We start from the raw sequence: 15,018 nt of genomic DNA on the forward strand, positions 1-15,018 counted from the left end.
ACGCCCCTAACGGTCGAAGTCGATCTCCACTTCCTCGGTGACCGGGTGCGACTGGCAGGCCAGGACGAAGCCGGCGTCGGTCTCCTCGGCCTCCAGGGCGAAATTGCGGTCCATCCGGACCTCGCCCGACACCACGAACGCCCGGCAGGTGCCGCAGACGCCGCCCTTGCAGGCGTACGGGGCGTCCGCGCGGTTGCGGAGCACCGCGTCCAGCAGCGATTCGCCGTCCTGGACGGGCCAGGTGCCGGAGCGCCCGTCGAGCCGTGCGGTGACCCGGCCCTGCGGGGCCGCCGCGGCCGCCGCCGCGCGGGCCGGGGCGGGGGTGGTGTCCTCGACGTGGAAGATCTCCTCGTGCACCCGGGTGCGGGCGACACCGAGCGAGCTCAGGGCGCGCTCCGCCCCCTGCACCAGGCCGTAGGGCCCGCACAGGAACCAGCCCGTGACCTCGGCCACCGGCAGCAGCGCGGGCAGCAGGGAGGCCAGCCGCTCCTCGTCCAGCCGGCCGGAGGGCAGTCCCGACTCCTGCTCCTCCCGGGAGAGGACCGTGACCAGCTGGAACCGCGACGGATAGCGGTCCTTGAGGTCGGCGACCTCCTCCAGGAACATCGTCGAAGCGGCCGTCCGGTCGCTGCGCACCAGGCAGAAGCGGGCGTCGGGCCGCGCGGCCAGCAGGCTCGCGGCGATCGACAGCACGGGCGTGATCCCGCTGCCGCCGACGATCGCGGCGTAGTGCCCGGCGGCGGGCGCCGCGGCGGGGTCCAGGACGAAGCGCCCGGCCGGGACCATGACGTCCAGCACGTCGCCGGCCGCGATCTCCTTGTGCGCGAAGGTGGAGAACTCGCCGCCCTCCACCAGCCGTACGCCGACCCGCAGCAGCGCCGGGCCCGGGCCCTCCGGCGCGGGGGCGGCCGAGCAGATCGAATAGGTGCGGCGGACCTCGGTGCCGCCCTCCGGGGCGGTACGGCGCAGCGTCAGGTGCTGGCCGGGGGCGTGCCGGTAGTCCTCGCGCAGTTCCTCGGGAACCCGCAGGGTCAGCGCCACCGAGTCGTCGGTGAGCCGGTCGACTTCCGCCACCGTCAGCGGGTGGAACGCGCCGTGGCGGGGGGCGGCCATCTACAGCTCCTTGAAGTGGTCGAACGGTTCGCGGCAGGCGGTGCAGCGGCGCAGCGCCTTGCACGCGGTGGAGGAGAACCGGCTCAGCAGCTCGGTGTCGGTCGATCCGCAGTTCGGGCAGCGGACGGACAGGGTCACCGGTACGGGCCCGCCCGCCGCGTGCGGCCGGGGCGGGGCGATGCCGAACTCGGCCAGCTTGCGGCGGCCCTCGGCGCTGATGTCGTCCGTGGACCAGGCCGGGGCCAGCACGGTGGTCACCCGCACCTCGGGGATGCCGTGGCCGGTCAGGACCCGCTCGATGTCGGCGGACATGGCCTCGATCGCCGGGCAGCCGGTGTAGGTGGGCGTGAGGGTGACCTCGGCGTGGCCGTCCTCGTGCATCCGCACACCGCGCACCACACCCAGCTCGCCCAGGGTGAGCACCGGCAGCTCGGGGTCCGGGACGGATCCGGCCAGCTCGGCCAGCTCGGCCTCCAGGCGGGTGACGGGGACGTCGGCGGTGGTCACCATGACGCCCCCGGGTGGCTGCGGTGCAGGTGCTGCATCTCGGCCAGCATCCGGCCGAAGGACTCGGTGTGCAGCCCCTGGCGGCCGGCGCCGGCCGCCCAGGCGCCGGTGCGCGGTCCTTCGGGCAGGGTGAGCCCGGCCCGCTCGACGACGTCGGTCAGTGCGGCCAGCCAGCGCTCTTCGAGGGCGGCCCAGTCGACGCCGCCGAGGCCCTCCACCGGCTGGAAGAGCTCCCCGGTGAACTTCCACAGGGCCTGCAGCGCCGCCTGCATGCGGGCGCGGCTCTCCTCGGTGCCGTCGCCGAGCCGCAGGGTCCACTGCTCGGCGTGGTCGCGGTGGTACGCCGTCTCCTTGACGGCCTTGGCCGCGAGCGGCGCGAACGGGCCCTCCCCGCGGGCGAGTTCCGCGTAGAGCTCGTGCTGGTGGACGGAGAAGTAGAGCTGTCGGGCGATGGTGTGGGCGAAGTCGCCGTTCGGCTGCTCGACCAGCTGGAGGTTGCGGAAGGACCGCTCCTCGCGCAGGAAGGCCAGCTCGTCCTCGTCGCCGACCATGGACAGCAGGATGCGGGCCTGGCCGAGCAGGTCGAGCGCGATGTTGGCGAGGGCGACCTCCTCCTCCAGGACGGGGGCGTGCCCCGCCCACTCGCCGAGGCGGTGGGAGAGGATCAGCGCGTCGTCGCCGAGGGCGAGGGCCGCCGCGGTGACGGTGGCCGCGCCGGTGTCGGTTCCGGTCACAGGTGGCTCACTCCCTCCGGGATGTCGTAGAAGGTGGGGTGCCGGTACGGCTTGTCGGCGGAGGGGGCGAAGAAGGGGTCCCGCTCGTCCGGCGAGGAGGCGGTGACCGCGGTGGAGGGGACCACCCAGATCGAGATGCCCTCGTTGCGCCGGGTGTAGAGGTCGCGGGCGTTGCGCAGGGCCATCTCCGCGTCGGGGGCGTGCAGGCTTCCCGCGTGCGTGTGCGAGAGGCCGCGGCGCGAGCGCACGAACACCTCCCACAGGGGCCAGTTCTGCGTCATACCCGTGCCTCCTCGTTCGCTCCGGCGTGCTTCGCCGCTTGCTGTGCCGCCTGCTTCTGCGCGTACGCGGCGGCCGCGTCGCGCACCCAGGCGCCTTCCTCGTGGGCCCGGCGCCGCTGGCCGATCCGCTGCTCGTTGCAGGGCCCGTTGCCCTTGAGCACGTCCCAGAACTCGGCCCAGTCGATGGCGCCGAAGTCGTGGTGGCCGCGCTCCTCGTTCCACTTCAGGTCCGGGTCGGGCAGGGTCAGGCCGAGGGACTCGGCCTGGGGGACGGCGATGTCCACGAACCGCTGGCGCAGCTCGTCGTTGGAGTGGCGCTTGATGCGCCAGGCCATCGACTGCGCCGAGTGCGCCGACTCGTCGTCCGGCGGGCCGAACATCATCAGCGAGGGCCACCACCAGCGGTTCACCGCGTCCTGCGCCATGGCGTGCTGCTCCTCGGTGCCCTTGGACAGGGCCATGAGGAGCTCGAAGCCCTGGCGCTGGTGGAAGGACTCCTCCTTGCAGATGCGGACCATGGCGCGGGCGTAGGGCCCGTAGGAGCAGCGGCAGATCGGCACCTGGTTGGTGATCGCCGCGCCGTCCACGAGCCAGCCGATGGCGCCCACGTCCGCCCAGGTCAGGGTGGGGTAGTTGAAGATCGAGGAGTACTTCTGCTTGCCCGAGTGCAGCTTGTCGAGGAGCTCGTCGCGGCTGGTGCCGAGGGTCTCGGCCGCGCTGTAGAGGTACAGGCCGTGGCCTGCCTCGTCCTGGACCTTGGCCATCAGGATCGCCTTGCGGCGCAGCGAGGGCGCGCGGGTGATCCAGTTCGCCTCAGGCTGCATGCCGATGATCTCGGAGTGGGCGTGCTGTGCCATCTGGCGGACCAGCGTGGCGCGGTACTGCTCCGGCATCCAGTCGCGCGGCTCCACGCGCTCGTCCGCCGCCACGGCGGCGTCGAACGCCGCCGCGAGCTGTGCGCCCAGGTCAGCCGTAGCCGTCATGCCCGTCCCGTCCGTCCCGTCTGTCCCCAGGGCCGTGTCCGGGCCCGTCTCCGGGGTCACTGCCACCATGTACGGCCCCTTGTGAGAATCTGCCGTCCGCCCGACCGACCGATCGTTCGGTTCCTGCGCTTCAATGGTGAGACGGCGGCCCGTAGGGTGTCAACCTCTGTGGTCAACCCTGTGGACGCCGGACGATCGGGGCGTGATGGACGCGAACGGGCACGAGCTCGCCGAAGAGGCCGCTCCGCCACCCTCCCGAGCGCCCGGAATCGCCGGTCTGTCCACCCCGTACCGGGTCGTGGCCGCCCTCGCGCTGGGCGCCCTGGGCCTCGCCGCCTGCGCCCACCTCGCGCTGGTCTTCCTGCACGTCGCCCCCTCCAACACGCTGAGCAAGCGGCACGCCGAGACGATCGATGCCTGGATCTACCCCGAGTTCGAACAGAACTGGAAGCTCTTCGCGCCCAACCCGCTCCAGCAGAACATCGCCGTGGAGGTGCGCGCCGAGGTCCGGACCGCCGGCGGAGAGCTGACCACCACCGGCTGGCGGGACCTGAGTGCCGAGGACGCCGCCGCGATCCGGCACAGCCTGCTGCCGAGCCACACGGAGCAGAACGAGCTGCGCCGGGCCTGGGACTTCTACACCGGCTCCCACGACGAGAACGGCAAGCCCGTCGGCGACCGCGGCGAGCTCGCCGAGGAGTACCTGAGGCGGATCGCGCTGGACCGGCTCACCCCTGACCACGAGGGCGGGCGCATCCTGCGGATCCAGATGCGCTCGGCGAGCAGGGCCGTGCCCGCGCCGAAGTGGAGCACCGAGACCACCGACACCCAGACCTACTACCGGGAGCTGCCGTGGTGGAAGGTGTGAGGCGCGCCCGCGCCGCGCTGGCCCGGGCCGTCGCCGAGGTCAGCGGGCGGGCGCTGGGCCCCTACCAGAGCGCCGTCGTGCGCATCGGCTTCGCGGGCACCTGGCTCTTCTTCCTGCTGCGGGAGTTCCCCCACCGCGCCGAGCTGTACGGCCCCGACGGGCCGTGGAGCCAGGAGCTGGCGCAGCGGCTGCTCGACTCCAACGGCGCCTTCACCGTCCTGACGTGGTCGGCCTCGACCCTGTGGTTCGAGGCCGTCTACGCCGTGTCCGTGCTGGCGAGCGCCGGCCTGCTGCTGGGCTGGCGGACCCGGGCATCGTCCGTGGTGTTCATGATCGGCGTGTTGTCCCTGCAGAACCGCAGCGTGTTCATGGGCGACGGCGGGGACAACGTCATCCACCTGGTCGCGATCTACCTGGTGCTGACCCGGTGCGCGCAGGTGTGGTCGCTGGACGCGCGCCGGGCGCGCGTCCGCGGCGCGGCGACGGCCGGGGCGGCCGGGCCCGTCCTGTGGGGGGTGCTGGGGGCCGTCTTCGCGTACGGGGCGGCCACCGGGCGGTTCAGCGACGGCTGGCTCGCGGCGTTCGCCGCCCTGTGGGTGGTCTGCGGCCTGTGGTGGCTGGTCGACCGGTACGAGCCGGAGGGCGAGGGGCGGGCGGTCCTGGACGTCCTGGCGAACCTGCTGCACAACACCGGCATGCTGGTGATCATGGCGGAGGTCTGCCTGATCTACGCGACGGCCGGCTGGTACAAGATCCAGGGCTCGCGATGGCAGGACGGGACGGCGCTGTACTACCCGCTGGGGCTGGACTACTTCACCCCGTGGCCGGCCCTGTCCGAGCTGCTGGCGAGCAGCGGGACGGCGGTGATGCTGCTGTCGTACGGCACGGTGGCGGTGCAGGTCGCCTTCCCGTTCACCCTCTTCAACCGGCGCATCAAGAACGTGCTGCTGGCCCTGATGATGATCGAGCACGCGGGGATCGCGGTGCTGCTGGGACTGCCGTTCTTCTCGCTGGCGATGATCGCCGCGGATGCCGTGTTCCTGCCGACCGGCTTCCTGGTGTGGCTCGGTGCGCGGGTCGCCGCCCGGCGGCGGGGTGTCGGGCGCGGGTTCGGGCCGCGCACGGCCGGCGCGGTCCCGGGCGCCCGTGCGGAGCGTGAGGCGGAGGCCGGGGCCGGGGCGGTGCCGCGCTGAGTGTGCCGCGCGGCGTGTGAGCCGGGGCGCCGCCCGGGAGCCCCGGTCCCGGACATCGGCGGGGCCGAGGCGGGGCCGTAGGGTCGGGGGATGAGCGAGCGGGCAGGTGCGGACGAGACGGTGCGGCAGTGGCGGGAGGAGGCCGGGCGGGAGGACGTGGTGCTCCTGGACGGGTTCCACGCGCTCAAGCACGCCCTGCGCTTCGGGGCCGACGTGCGCAGGGCGGTCGCCGCGGATCCCGGCGCCGTACGGGACCTGGCCCGCGAGCTGGCTCCGGACGTCGAGGCCGACGTGGTCCGCCTGGTGCGGCCGGCCGTGCTCGCGGACCTGCTGCCGCGCGTCCACCCCACCGGGGTCGCGGCCCTCGCCGTACGGCCCGACCGGGCGGCGGGCCTCGCGGCCCTGCGGCGGATGCCCAGGCCGGCGCCCGTCGTCGTCCTCGACAACCCCCGCAACCTCGGCAACGTCGGAGCCGTCGTACGCCTCGCCGCCGGCTTCGGCGCCACCGGCGTGGTGACCCGCGGCGACCTCGACCCCTGGCACCCGAACGTGGTCAGGGCCGGAGCCGGACTGCACTACGCGACCACCGTCGAGCGCCTGGCGCTGGAGGAGCTGCCGCCCGGGCCGCTCTACGCGCTCGACCCGGAGGGCGAGGACATCCGCGGCCTCACCCTCCCCGACGGCGCGCTGCTGGCCTTCGGCTCGGAGCGGCACGGGATCTCCCCGGAGCTGCGCGCGCGGGCCGACCACCTGGTGTCACTGCCGATGCGCCCCCAGGTCTCCAGCTACAACCTCGCCACCAGCGTGGCCATGACCCTCTTCCACTGGGGCGGCCCCCCGGCGGGGCCCGAAGAGGGCGGCGAGGACGCCTAGGACTCCTCCGGCCCAGGCCGCCGCGGCCTGGGCCGAGCGTCGCCGCCGGGCGCGCGGTTTTCACCGTGCTGGGCGGGATGGACCAGGTGGACGCCTCCGCCCGCACGTCCGGGCAGGAGGCGTCCACCGGAACAGGGACGGCCGGCGGTTATGCCTGGCGGCGGACCTCCACCACGCGGAAGCGGTTGGAGACGAAGGCGCCGTCGCACAGCGCGGCGTTGGCCGCAGGGTTGCCGCCGGAGCCGTGGAAGTCCGAGAAGGCCGCGGTCTGGTTGACGTAGACCCCGCCGGTCAGGTTCAGGGAGAGCTGCGCGGACTCCTCCAGGCAGACTTCCTCGACGGCCCGCTCGGTGTCCGGGGAGGTGGTGTAGGCGCCCACGGTCATGGCGCCCTTCTCGCGCACGGTGCGGCGCAGCAGGTCCAGCGCGTCCGCCGTCGAGTCCACGGCCACCGCGAAGGAGACCGGGCCGAAGCACTCGGAGAGGAAGGGCGCCTCCGGGTCCGGCTTGGCGGCGTCCAGCTTGACCATCACCGGGGTGCGGACCACCGCGTCCGGGAAGTCGGGGTTGGTGACCTCGCGGGAGGCCAGCGCGACCTCGCCGAGCCCGGCCGCCGCCTCCAGGCGGGCCTTGACGTCCGGGTTGACCAGCGCGCCGAGCAGCGCGTTGGCCCGGGCGTCGTCGCCGAGCAGACCGCCGACCGAGGCCGCGAGGTCGGCCACGACCTCGTCGTAGGACTTGTGGCCGGCGTCCGTCGCGATGCCGTCGCGCGGGATGAGCAGGTTCTGCGGGGTGGTGCACATCTGGCCGCTGTACAGCGACAGCGAGAAGGCCAGGTTGGCCAGCATCCCCTTGTAGTTGTCGGTGGAGTCCAGGACGACGGTGTTGACGCCCGCCTTCTCCGTGTAGACCTGCGCCTGCCGGGCGTTGGCCTCCAGCCAGTCGCCGAACTCCGTGGAGCCGGTGTAGTCGATCAGCTTGATCTCGGGGCGGACGGCGAGGTCCTTGGCGATGCCCTCGCCCGGACGCTCGACCGCGAGCGCCACCAGGTTCGGGTCGAAGCCGGCCTCCGCGAGGACCTCCCGGGCCACCTGCACGGTCAGGGCGAGCGGCAGCACGGCCCGCGGGTGCGGCTTGACCAGCACCGGGTTGCCGGTGGCCAGCGAGGCGAACAGGCCCGGGTAGCCGTTCCACGTCGGGAAGGTGTTGCAGCCGATCATGAGGGCGATGCCCCGGGGGACCGCGGTGAAGGTCTTGCCGAGCTCCAGCGGGTCCTTCTTGCCCTGCGGCTTGGACCAGTCGGCCTGTCCCGGGACGCGGGTCTGCTCCTCGTAGGCATAGGCCACGGCCTCCAGGCCGCGGTCCTGTGCGTGGGGGCCGCCCGCCTGGAACGCCATCATGAAGGCCTGGCCGCTGGTGTGCATGACCGCGTGCGCGAACTCGTGCGTGCGGGCGGAGATGCGGGCCAGGATCTCGATGCAGACCAGGGCGCGCGCCTCCGGTCCGGCGTCGCGCCAGGCGGCCATGCCGGCCTTCATCGCGGGCAGCAGCACGTCCGGGTCGACGTGCGGGTACTCCACGCCGAGCTCCGGGCCGTACGGCGACTTCTCGGCGCCCGTCCATCCGTCGGTGCCGGGCTGGCCGAGGTCGATACGGGTGCCGCGGAGCGCCTCGAAGGCGGCGAGCCCGTCGGCCGGGGCGCTCTCGCCGTACGCCTTGGGGTGCTCGGGATGCGGGGACCAGTAGGCGCGGCTGCGGATCGCCGACAGGGCCTGGTCCAGGGTGGGCCGGTGCTTGGCGGACAGCTGGGGGACGGTGAGCTCGGCGGCCATCAGGGACCAACTCCTCGTTGAGCCGGGCGAAGGAGAGCAGACTGGAGTTAGAGTAACCGAACGATCGGTCGGGACAAGAGGGCCCGGCGGACCTGTGGACAAGTCGGTGCGGGAGGATCAGGACATGACAGCAATCGAGCGGTCCCGCACTGTGGCGGTCGTCGGCGCGGGCACCATGGGCCAGGGCATCGCCCAGGTCGCCCTTCTCGCAGGTCACCATGTGCTGATCTACGACATCGACGCGGCCCTCGCCGCCGACGGCGTCGGCATCGTGCAGGACCGCGTCGAGCGGATGGCCGCCAAGGGCCGTCTGGACCCGGCCGAGGCCGAGGAGACCGCCCGCCGGATCACGGCCGCCGACGCCCTCGAGGACCTCGCCGGGGCCGCCCTCGTCATCGAGGCGGTCGTGGAGAACGTCGGGATCAAGCAGACGCTGTTCGCGGCCCTCGAAGAGGTGGTCGCACCGGACGCGCTGCTCGCCACGAACACCTCCTCCCTCTCCGTCACCGAGCTCGCCGCCGGCCTCGCGCACCCCGGCCGCTTCCTCGGCCTGCACTTCTTCAACCCGGCGCCGCTGCTCCCGCTCGTCGAGGTGGTCAGCGGCTCCGCGACCGACCCCGCCGCCGCCGAGCGCGCGTACCGCACCGTCCTCGGCTGGGGGAAGACCCCGGTCCGCTGCGCCGACACCCCCGGCTTCATCGTCAACCGGATCGCCCGCCCCTTCTACGCCGAGGCCTTCGCGGTGTACGAGGAGCAGGGCGCCGACCCGGCCACCATCGACGCCGTGCTCCGCGAGAGCGGCGGCTTCAAGATGGGCCCCTTCGCGCTGACCGACCTGATCGGCCAGGACGTCAACGAGGCCGTGACCCGCTCCGTGTGGGAGTCCTTCTTCCGCAGCCCCAAGTTCACCCCGTCCCTGGCGCAGCGCCGACTGGTCCAGTCTGGCCGCCTGGGCCGCAAATCGGGGCACGGCTGGTACCCGTACGGCCCCGACGCGGCCGCCGCGCAGCCGCACACCGCCGGGCCCGAGGAGGCCCCGGACAAGGTGACCGTCGTCGGTGACCTCGGCCCGGCGGCCGAGCTGGCCGACCTGCTGGAGGAGGCCGGGATCGCGGTCACCTCCACCGCGCACGGGGGCCCGTACATCCAGCTGCCCGGAGAGGGCCAGCTGGTCCTCGCGGACGGCAAGACCTCCGTGGAGTTCACCGACGTCGTCTACTTCGACCTCGCGCTCGACTACCGCGGCGCCACCCGGATCGCGCTGTCCGCGAGCGCGGACACCGGCGAGCGGACCCTCTCCGAGGCGATCGGCCTCTTCCAGAAGCTCGGCAAGCAGGTCTCCGTCATCGGCGACGTCCCCGGCATGATCGTCGCCCGGACCGTCGCCATGCTGATCGACCTCACCGCCGACGCCGTCGCCCGCGGCGTGGCCTCCGCCGAGGACATCGACACCGCGATGCGGCTCGGCGTCAACTACCCGCTGGGCCCCTCCGAATGGCACGGCCGGCTCGGCCGCGACTGGGCCTACGACCTGCTGCACCACCTCGACGAGCGCTGCCCCGGAGGCCGCTACGCACCCTCCCTCGCCCTGTTCAAGCTGGGGTACGAGGCCGGCGACGACGACCAGGACGACACGGGGGACGACGCGTGACGACGGCCAAGCGGGACACCTACACCCCCGAGACCCTCCTGTCCGTGGCCGTCCAGGTCTTCAACGAGCGCGGCTACGACGGCACCTCGATGGAGCACCTCTCCAAGGCCGCCGGCATCTCGAAGTCCTCGATCTACCACCACGTCACGGGCAAGGAGGAGCTCCTGCGGCGGGCCGTCAGCCGCGCCCTCGACGGGCTCTTCGCCGTGCTGGAGGAGCCGGGGGCGGTCCGCGGCCGTGCCGTGGAGCGCGTCGAGTACGTCACGCGCCGCACGGTCGAGGTGCTGGTCGGCGAGCTGCCGTACGTGACGCTGCTGCTGCGGGTCCGGGGCAACACCCGCACCGAGCGGTGGGCGCTGGAGCGCCGCCGCGAGTTCGACCACCAGGTCGCGGACCTGCTCAAGGCCGCCGCCGCGGACGGCGACCTGCGGGCGGACGTGGACATCCGCCTCGCCACCCGCCTCCTCTTCGGCATGGTGAACTCGCTGGTCGAGTGGTACCGCCCGCACCCGGGCACGGGCCCCGAGCAACTGGCCGACGCCGTCGTCCACATGGCCTTCGACGGGCTGCGCACGGCCCGCTGACGGCCGTCGAGCGCCGCACAGCGCCCCGGGAACCGCCCTCCAGGCCCTTCCCGGGGCGCTGTCGCGTCACGGGCGGGCCTGCCACCCGTACGGGCTACTCCTCGGCGATCGCGGGGCCGCCGGCCGGGCCCGGGCCCGCGTCCAGGAGGTCCGTCTCCTCGAAGACCAGCAGAGTGCGCGTGGAGAGGACCTCCGGGATGGCCTGGAGGCGGGTCAGGACCAGCTCGCGCAGGGTCCGGTTGTCCGGGGTGTGCACCAGGAGCAGCACGTCGAAGTCCCCGCTGACCAGGGCGATGTGCGCGGCGCCCGGGAGCTCGCGCAGCTGTTCGCGGACCGTGCGCCAGGAGTTCTGGACGATCTTCAAGGTGATGTAGGCGGAGGCGCCCTGGCCCGCGCGCTCGTGGTTGACGCGGGCGGTGAACCCGCGGATCACACCGTCGTCGATGAGCCGGTTGATCCGCGCGTAGGCGTTCGCACGCGAGACGTGCACCTGCTCGGCCACCGACCGTATGGACGCCCGGCCGTCCGCCTGGAGCAACCGCATGATCGACCGGTCGATCGGGTCCAGGGGGCGGGGTGCGACGGGCGGGACCGCGGGGGCTCCCGGTGCGGCACCCGCGGGGACCGGTGCGGAACCTGCTCGGGCCATTTGTTCATCCGGCATTGCCCGATGCCTCCCTCTTCTGGACGTCCTGCGTCCATCCCAGGGCCCCGGCGCCAGTTTGTCCACAGCCTGGAGCCGCCTGTAGCCAAATTGCGCGGACAACCGAACAATCGGTAGGTGAGGGGCCTCACACCCGGGGCACCCCCTGCCCGCTTCCCACGAGGAGGTGTACGCCGCCATGACGGTCCAAGAGCTGCCCGGTGCCGGTGCGTCCCACCGTTCCACCCCGCCGCCCGCCTGGAGGCCCCGTACGGACGCCGCCCCGCTGCTCCCGGACGCCGAGCCCTACCGGGTGCTGGGCACCGAGGCGGCCGACCGCCTCGACCCCGCGCTGATGCTCCGGTGCTACGCCGAGCTGGTGCGCGGCCGCCGCTACAACGCCCAGGCCACGGCGCTCACCAAGCAGGGCCGGCTCGCCGTCTACCCCTCCACCGTCGGGCAGGAGGCCTGCGAGATCGCGGCCGCCATGGTCCTCGAGGAGCAGGACTGGCTCTTCCCGAGCTACCGCGACACCCTGGCGGCCGTGGCCCGCGGACTGGACCCCGTACAGGCGCTGACCCTGCTGCGCGGCGACTGGCACACCGGCTACGACCCGCGTGAGCACCGCATAGCCCCGCTCTCGACCCCGCTCGCCACCCAGCTGCCGCACGCGGTGGGCCTGGCGCACGCGGCCCGGCTGCGCGGCGACGACGTCGTCGCCCTCGCCATGGTCGGCGACGGCGGCACCAGCGAGGGCGACTTCCACGAGGCGCTGAACTTCGCCGCCGTATGGCAGGCCCCGGTGGTCTTCCTCGTGCAGAACAACGGCTTCGCGATCTCGGTCCCGCTCGCCAAGCAGACCGCCGCCCCGACGCTGGCCCACAAGGGCGTCGGCTACGGCATTCCGGGCCGGCTGGTCGACGGCAACGACATCGCCGCGATGCACGAGGTGCTGGCCGAGGCCGTCCGGCGGGCCCGGGCCGGCGGCGGCCCGACCCTGATCGAGGCCGTCACGTACCGCATGGAGGCGCACACCAACGCCGACGACGCGACGCGCTACCGCGGTGACGCCGAGGTCGAGGCGTGGAAGGCGCACGACCCGATCGACCTGCTGGAGCGCGAGCTGACCGCGCGCGGGATCCTCGACGAGGCGGGCATCACGGCCGCGCGCGACGAGGCCGAGGCGATGGCGGCGTCCCTGCGCGACGGGATGAACGCCGATCCGGTGGTCGACCCGATGGACCTGTTCGCGCATGTCTACGCGGAGCAGACCGACCGCCTGCGCGAGCAGGCGGGCATGCTCCGTGCCGAGCTGGAAGCCGAGGACCAGGCGTGACGACGGTGGCGGCGAAGTCCGCGAAGACGGGGGCCAAGCCCGCGACGATGGCGCAGGCCCTGACGCGGGCGATGCGTGACGCGATGGCCGAGGACCCGACGGTCCACGTGATGGGCGAGGACGTCGGCACGCTCGGCGGCGTCTTCCGGATCACGGACGGCCTCGCGAAGGAGTTCGGCGAGGACCGCTGCACGGACACCCCGCTCGCGGAGGCCGGGATCCTGGGCACGGCGGTCGGCATGGCCATGTACGGGCTGCGGCCCGTGGTGGAGATGCAGTTCGACGCCTTCGCCTACCCGGCCTTCGAGCAGCTGATCTCGCACGTGGCGAAGATGCGCAACCGCACCCGCGGCGCGATGCCGCTGCCGATCACCATCCGCGTGCCGTACGGCGGCGGCATCGGCGGTGTGGAGCACCACTGCGACTCCTCCGAGGCGTACTACGTGGCCACCCCCGGCCTGACGGTGGTGACCCCGGCGACCGTCGAGGACGCGTACGGGCTGCTGCGCGCGTCGATCGCCAGCGACGACCCGGTGGTCTTCCTGGAGCCGAAGCGGCTGTACTGGTCAAAGGCGGACTGGTCGGCCGAGGCGCCGGCGGCCGTCCCGGGCATCGGGAAGGCGCTGGTCCGGCGCACGGGCACGAGCGCCACCCTGATCACCTACGGGCCTTCGCTGCCGGTCTGCCTGGAGGCGGCCGAGGCGGCCCGCGAGGAGGGCTGGGACCTGGAGGTCGTGGACCTGCGCTCGCTCGTCCCCTTCGACGAGGACACGGTCGTGGAGTCCGTACGCCGCACCGGGCGCGCGGTCGTCGTCCACGAGGCCGGCGGCTTCGGCGGCCCGGGCGCGGAGATCGCCGCCCGCGTCACGGAGCGGTGCTTCCACCACCTGGAGGCCCCGGTGCTGCGGGTGACGGGCTTCGACATCCCGTACCCGCCGCCGATGCTGGAGAAGCACCACCTGCCGGGAGTGGAACGGATCCTGGACGCCGTGGCCCGCCTGCAGTGGGAGAACTGATGCCGCAGGTAATGGAATTCAAGCTGCCCGACCTCGGCGAGGGCCTGACCGAGGCCGAGATCGTGCGGTGGCTGGTGGCGGTGGGCGACGTCGTCGCCATCGACCAGCCGGTCGTCGAGGTCGAGACGGCCAAGGCGATGGTGGAGGTGCCCTGCCCGTACGGCGGCGTGGTCACCGCCCGGTTCGGCGAGGAGGGCGAGGAGCTGCCGGTCGGCGCCCCGCTGATCACCGTCGCGGTGGGTGCGCAGTCGCTGCCCGCCGGGGCCGCGGAGGCCGCGGAGGCGGAGGGCTCCGGCGAGGCGCCCCGGCCGCTGATCGGCTACGGCTCGGACCACTCGCGCCCGGCGCGTCGGCGACGGGTGCGACCCGTCACCGCCGCGGTGTCGGCGCCCGTCACGGCTCCGGCCCCGGCTCCGGCTCCGGCCCCGGCCCCGGCCCCGGCCCCGGCCCCGGTCCCGGCTCTGGCTCCGGCCGCTCCTGCGGCTCCCGCCGGGCCGGTGCCCGTCATCTCGCCGCTGGTGCGCAAGCTGGCCAAGGACGGCGGGGTGGACCTGCGCGCGCTGCACGGCTCCGGGCCGGAAGGCCTGATCCTGCGGGCCGACGTCGAGGCGGCCCTGGCCGCGCTGCGGGCGCCCGCCCCGGCTCCCGCTCCCGCCCCCGCGACGGTGTCGGCGCAGGGCGAGCGGATCCCGCTCAAGGGGCTGCGCGGTGCGGTCGCCGAGAAGCTGTCGCGCAGCCGCAGCGAGATCCCGGACGCCACCTGCTGGGTCGACGCCGACGCCACCGAGCTGATGGCGGCCCGGGCCGCCATGAACGCCGTGGGCGGGCCCAAGATCTCGGTGCTCGCGCTGCTGGCGCGGATCTGCACGGCCGCCCTGGCCAAGTACCCGGAGCTGAACTCCACCGTGGACCTCGCGGCCAAGGAGATCGTCCGGCTCCCGTCGGTGCACCTGGGCTTCGCCGCGCAGACCGAGCGGGGACTGGTCGTCCCCGTGGTCCGGGACGCGCAGGGCCGCAACCCGGAGTCCCTGTCGGCGGAGTTCGCCCGGCTGACCGAGCTCGCCCGCTCGGGCAGGCTGGCCCCGGCGGACCTGACGGGCGGCACCTTCACCCTCAACAACTACGGGGTGTTCGGGGTCGACGGGTCCACGCCGATCATCAACCACCCCGAGGCGGCGATGCTCGGCGTCGGCCGGATCATCGACAAGCCGTGGGTGCACCAGGGGCAGTTGGCGGTGCGCAAGGTCGTCCAGCTGTCGCTGACCTTCGACCACCGGGTCTGCGACGGCGGCACGGCCGGCGGCTTCCTGCGCCATGTCGCGGACTGCGTGGAATCCCCGGCGGTGCTGCTGCGCAGCCTGTAGCGGCGCGGCCCCGCTGCGCGGGGCCACACCCCGCCCCGCCC

At 73.6% G+C, this 15,018-nt stretch carries 15 protein-coding genes; 8 read left to right on the top strand and 7 right to left on the bottom strand.

Going from position 1 to position 15,018, the window contains the following annotated elements; all coding sequences use genetic code 11:
• Positions 1-6 precede the first annotated feature (6 nt).
• From paaE to paaA, 5 genes are read right to left on the bottom strand one after another with little or no spacing between them, the layout of a single operon-like run.
• Entirely contained in the window at positions 7-1,113 is a 1,107-nt protein-coding gene (gene paaE, locus AVW11_RS27095; RefSeq protein ID WP_030839191.1) for a 1,2-phenylacetyl-CoA epoxidase subunit PaaE, read from the bottom strand.
• A complete protein-coding gene (paaD, locus tag AVW11_RS27100; RefSeq protein ID WP_030839189.1) occupies positions 1,114-1,623 on the bottom strand; it encodes a 1,2-phenylacetyl-CoA epoxidase subunit PaaD in 510 nt (169 codons plus the stop codon).
• Positions 1,617-2,354 carry a 1,2-phenylacetyl-CoA epoxidase subunit PaaC gene (gene paaC / locus AVW11_RS27105; protein WP_060177137.1) on the bottom strand — a complete coding sequence of 246 codons (738 nt, stop codon included), beginning with the start codon at positions 2,352-2,354 and terminating at the stop codon, positions 1,617-1,619. The genes paaD and paaC overlap by 7 nt, the downstream gene beginning before the upstream one ends.
• Entirely contained in the window at positions 2,351-2,635 is a 285-nt protein-coding gene (gene paaB, locus AVW11_RS27110; protein ID WP_030839183.1) for a 1,2-phenylacetyl-CoA epoxidase subunit PaaB, read from the bottom strand. Before paaB ends, paaC begins: the two co-directional genes overlap by 4 nt.
• The gene (gene paaA, locus AVW11_RS27115; RefSeq protein WP_037832268.1) at positions 2,632-3,618 is read right to left on the bottom strand and encodes a 1,2-phenylacetyl-CoA epoxidase subunit PaaA; all 987 of its coding nucleotides are present in this window, start codon (positions 3,616-3,618) and stop codon (positions 2,632-2,634) included. Before paaA ends, paaB begins: the two co-directional genes overlap by 4 nt.
• Positions 3,619-3,823: 205 nt before the next feature.
• Here paaA and AVW11_RS27120 point away from each other — a divergent pair, with 205 nt between their 5' ends.
• The 3 genes from AVW11_RS27120 (at position 3,824) to AVW11_RS27130 (ending at position 6,552) form a co-directional block, all read left to right on the top strand.
• A complete protein-coding gene (locus AVW11_RS27120) occupies positions 3,824-4,486 on the top strand; it encodes a DUF5819 family protein (protein WP_107423339.1) in 663 nt (220 codons plus the stop codon).
• Positions 4,471-5,679 carry an HTTM domain-containing protein gene (locus AVW11_RS27125; protein WP_225884865.1) on the top strand — a complete coding sequence of 403 codons (1,209 nt, stop codon included), beginning with the start codon at positions 4,471-4,473 and terminating at the stop codon, positions 5,677-5,679. The genes AVW11_RS27120 and AVW11_RS27125 overlap by 16 nt, the downstream gene beginning before the upstream one ends.
• A gap of 90 nt (positions 5,680-5,769) precedes the next feature.
• Positions 5,770-6,552 carry a TrmH family RNA methyltransferase gene (locus AVW11_RS27130; RefSeq protein WP_030839171.1) on the top strand — a complete coding sequence of 261 codons (783 nt, stop codon included), beginning with the start codon at positions 5,770-5,772 and terminating at the stop codon, positions 6,550-6,552.
• 148 nt (positions 6,553-6,700) lie between these two features.
• On the opposite strand, the gene paaN is transcribed toward AVW11_RS27130, so the two are convergent.
• Complete coding sequence (gene paaN, locus AVW11_RS27135) at positions 6,701-8,383, bottom strand: phenylacetic acid degradation protein PaaN (RefSeq protein ID WP_060177134.1); 1,683 nt, start codon at positions 8,381-8,383, stop codon at positions 6,701-6,703.
• 124 nt (positions 8,384-8,507) lie between these two features.
• Here paaN and AVW11_RS27140 point away from each other — a divergent pair, with 124 nt between their 5' ends.
• Complete coding sequence (locus AVW11_RS27140) at positions 8,508-10,034, top strand: 3-hydroxyacyl-CoA dehydrogenase (protein ID WP_076046312.1); 1,527 nt, start codon at positions 8,508-8,510, stop codon at positions 10,032-10,034.
• Entirely contained in the window at positions 10,031-10,618 is a 588-nt protein-coding gene (locus AVW11_RS27145) for a TetR/AcrR family transcriptional regulator (RefSeq protein ID WP_030839163.1), read from the top strand. The genes AVW11_RS27140 and AVW11_RS27145 overlap by 4 nt, the downstream gene beginning before the upstream one ends.
• A 94-nt stretch (positions 10,619-10,712) precedes the next feature.
• On the opposite strand, the gene AVW11_RS27150 is transcribed toward AVW11_RS27145, so the two are convergent.
• Positions 10,713-11,282 carry an Lrp/AsnC family transcriptional regulator gene (locus AVW11_RS27150; RefSeq protein WP_107423340.1) on the bottom strand — a complete coding sequence of 190 codons (570 nt, stop codon included), beginning with the start codon at positions 11,280-11,282 and terminating at the stop codon, positions 10,713-10,715.
• 178 nt (positions 11,283-11,460) lie between these two features.
• Here AVW11_RS27150 and pdhA point away from each other — a divergent pair, with 178 nt between their 5' ends.
• From pdhA to AVW11_RS27165, 3 genes are read left to right on the top strand one after another with little or no spacing between them, the layout of a single operon-like run.
• On the top strand, positions 11,461-12,597 hold the full coding sequence (gene pdhA / locus AVW11_RS27155; protein WP_030839157.1) for a pyruvate dehydrogenase (acetyl-transferring) E1 component subunit alpha: 1,137 nt from the start codon (positions 11,461-11,463) through the stop codon (positions 12,595-12,597).
• Positions 12,598-12,644: 47 nt separating this feature from the next.
• Complete coding sequence (locus AVW11_RS27160) at positions 12,645-13,613, top strand: alpha-ketoacid dehydrogenase subunit beta (protein WP_107277550.1); 969 nt, start codon at positions 12,645-12,647, stop codon at positions 13,611-13,613.
• Positions 13,613-14,977 carry a dihydrolipoamide acetyltransferase family protein gene (locus AVW11_RS27165; RefSeq protein ID WP_060177132.1) on the top strand — a complete coding sequence of 455 codons (1,365 nt, stop codon included), beginning with the start codon at positions 13,613-13,615 and terminating at the stop codon, positions 14,975-14,977. The genes AVW11_RS27160 and AVW11_RS27165 overlap by 1 nt, the downstream gene beginning before the upstream one ends.
• The last annotated feature ends 41 nt before the right edge of the window (positions 14,978-15,018 follow it).

Source organism: Streptomyces amritsarensis (genome assembly GCF_001953875.1).
In the GTDB taxonomy this organism is placed as follows: Bacteria; Actinomycetota; Actinomycetes; order Streptomycetales; family Streptomycetaceae; genus Streptomyces; species Streptomyces amritsarensis.

Coding starts and splice junctions, on each gene's coding strand:
- AVW11_RS27165 (WP_060177132.1), top strand. CDS start 13,613: ATGCCGCAGGTAATGGAATTCAAGCTGCCCGACCTCGGCGAGGGCCTG.
- paaD (WP_030839189.1), bottom strand. CDS start 1,623: ATGGTGACCACCGCCGACGTCCCCGTCACCCGCCTGGAGGCCGAGCTG.
- AVW11_RS27130 (WP_030839171.1), top strand. CDS start 5,770: ATGAGCGAGCGGGCAGGTGCGGACGAGACGGTGCGGCAGTGGCGGGAG.
- paaA (WP_037832268.1), bottom strand. CDS start 3,618: ATGACGGCTACGGCTGACCTGGGCGCACAGCTCGCGGCGGCGTTCGAC.
- paaN (WP_060177134.1), bottom strand. CDS start 8,383: ATGGCCGCCGAGCTCACCGTCCCCCAGCTGTCCGCCAAGCACCGGCCC.
- AVW11_RS27150 (WP_107423340.1), bottom strand. CDS start 11,282: ATGCCGGATGAACAAATGGCCCGAGCAGGTTCCGCACCGGTCCCCGCG.
- pdhA (WP_030839157.1), top strand. CDS start 11,461: ATGACGGTCCAAGAGCTGCCCGGTGCCGGTGCGTCCCACCGTTCCACC.
- paaB (WP_030839183.1), bottom strand. CDS start 2,635: ATGACGCAGAACTGGCCCCTGTGGGAGGTGTTCGTGCGCTCGCGCCGC.
- AVW11_RS27120 (WP_107423339.1), top strand. CDS start 3,824: ATGGACGCGAACGGGCACGAGCTCGCCGAAGAGGCCGCTCCGCCACCC.
- paaE (WP_030839191.1), bottom strand. CDS start 1,113: ATGGCCGCCCCCCGCCACGGCGCGTTCCACCCGCTGACGGTGGCGGAA.
- AVW11_RS27140 (WP_076046312.1), top strand. CDS start 8,508: ATGACAGCAATCGAGCGGTCCCGCACTGTGGCGGTCGTCGGCGCGGGC.
- AVW11_RS27160 (WP_107277550.1), top strand. CDS start 12,645: ATGGCGCAGGCCCTGACGCGGGCGATGCGTGACGCGATGGCCGAGGAC.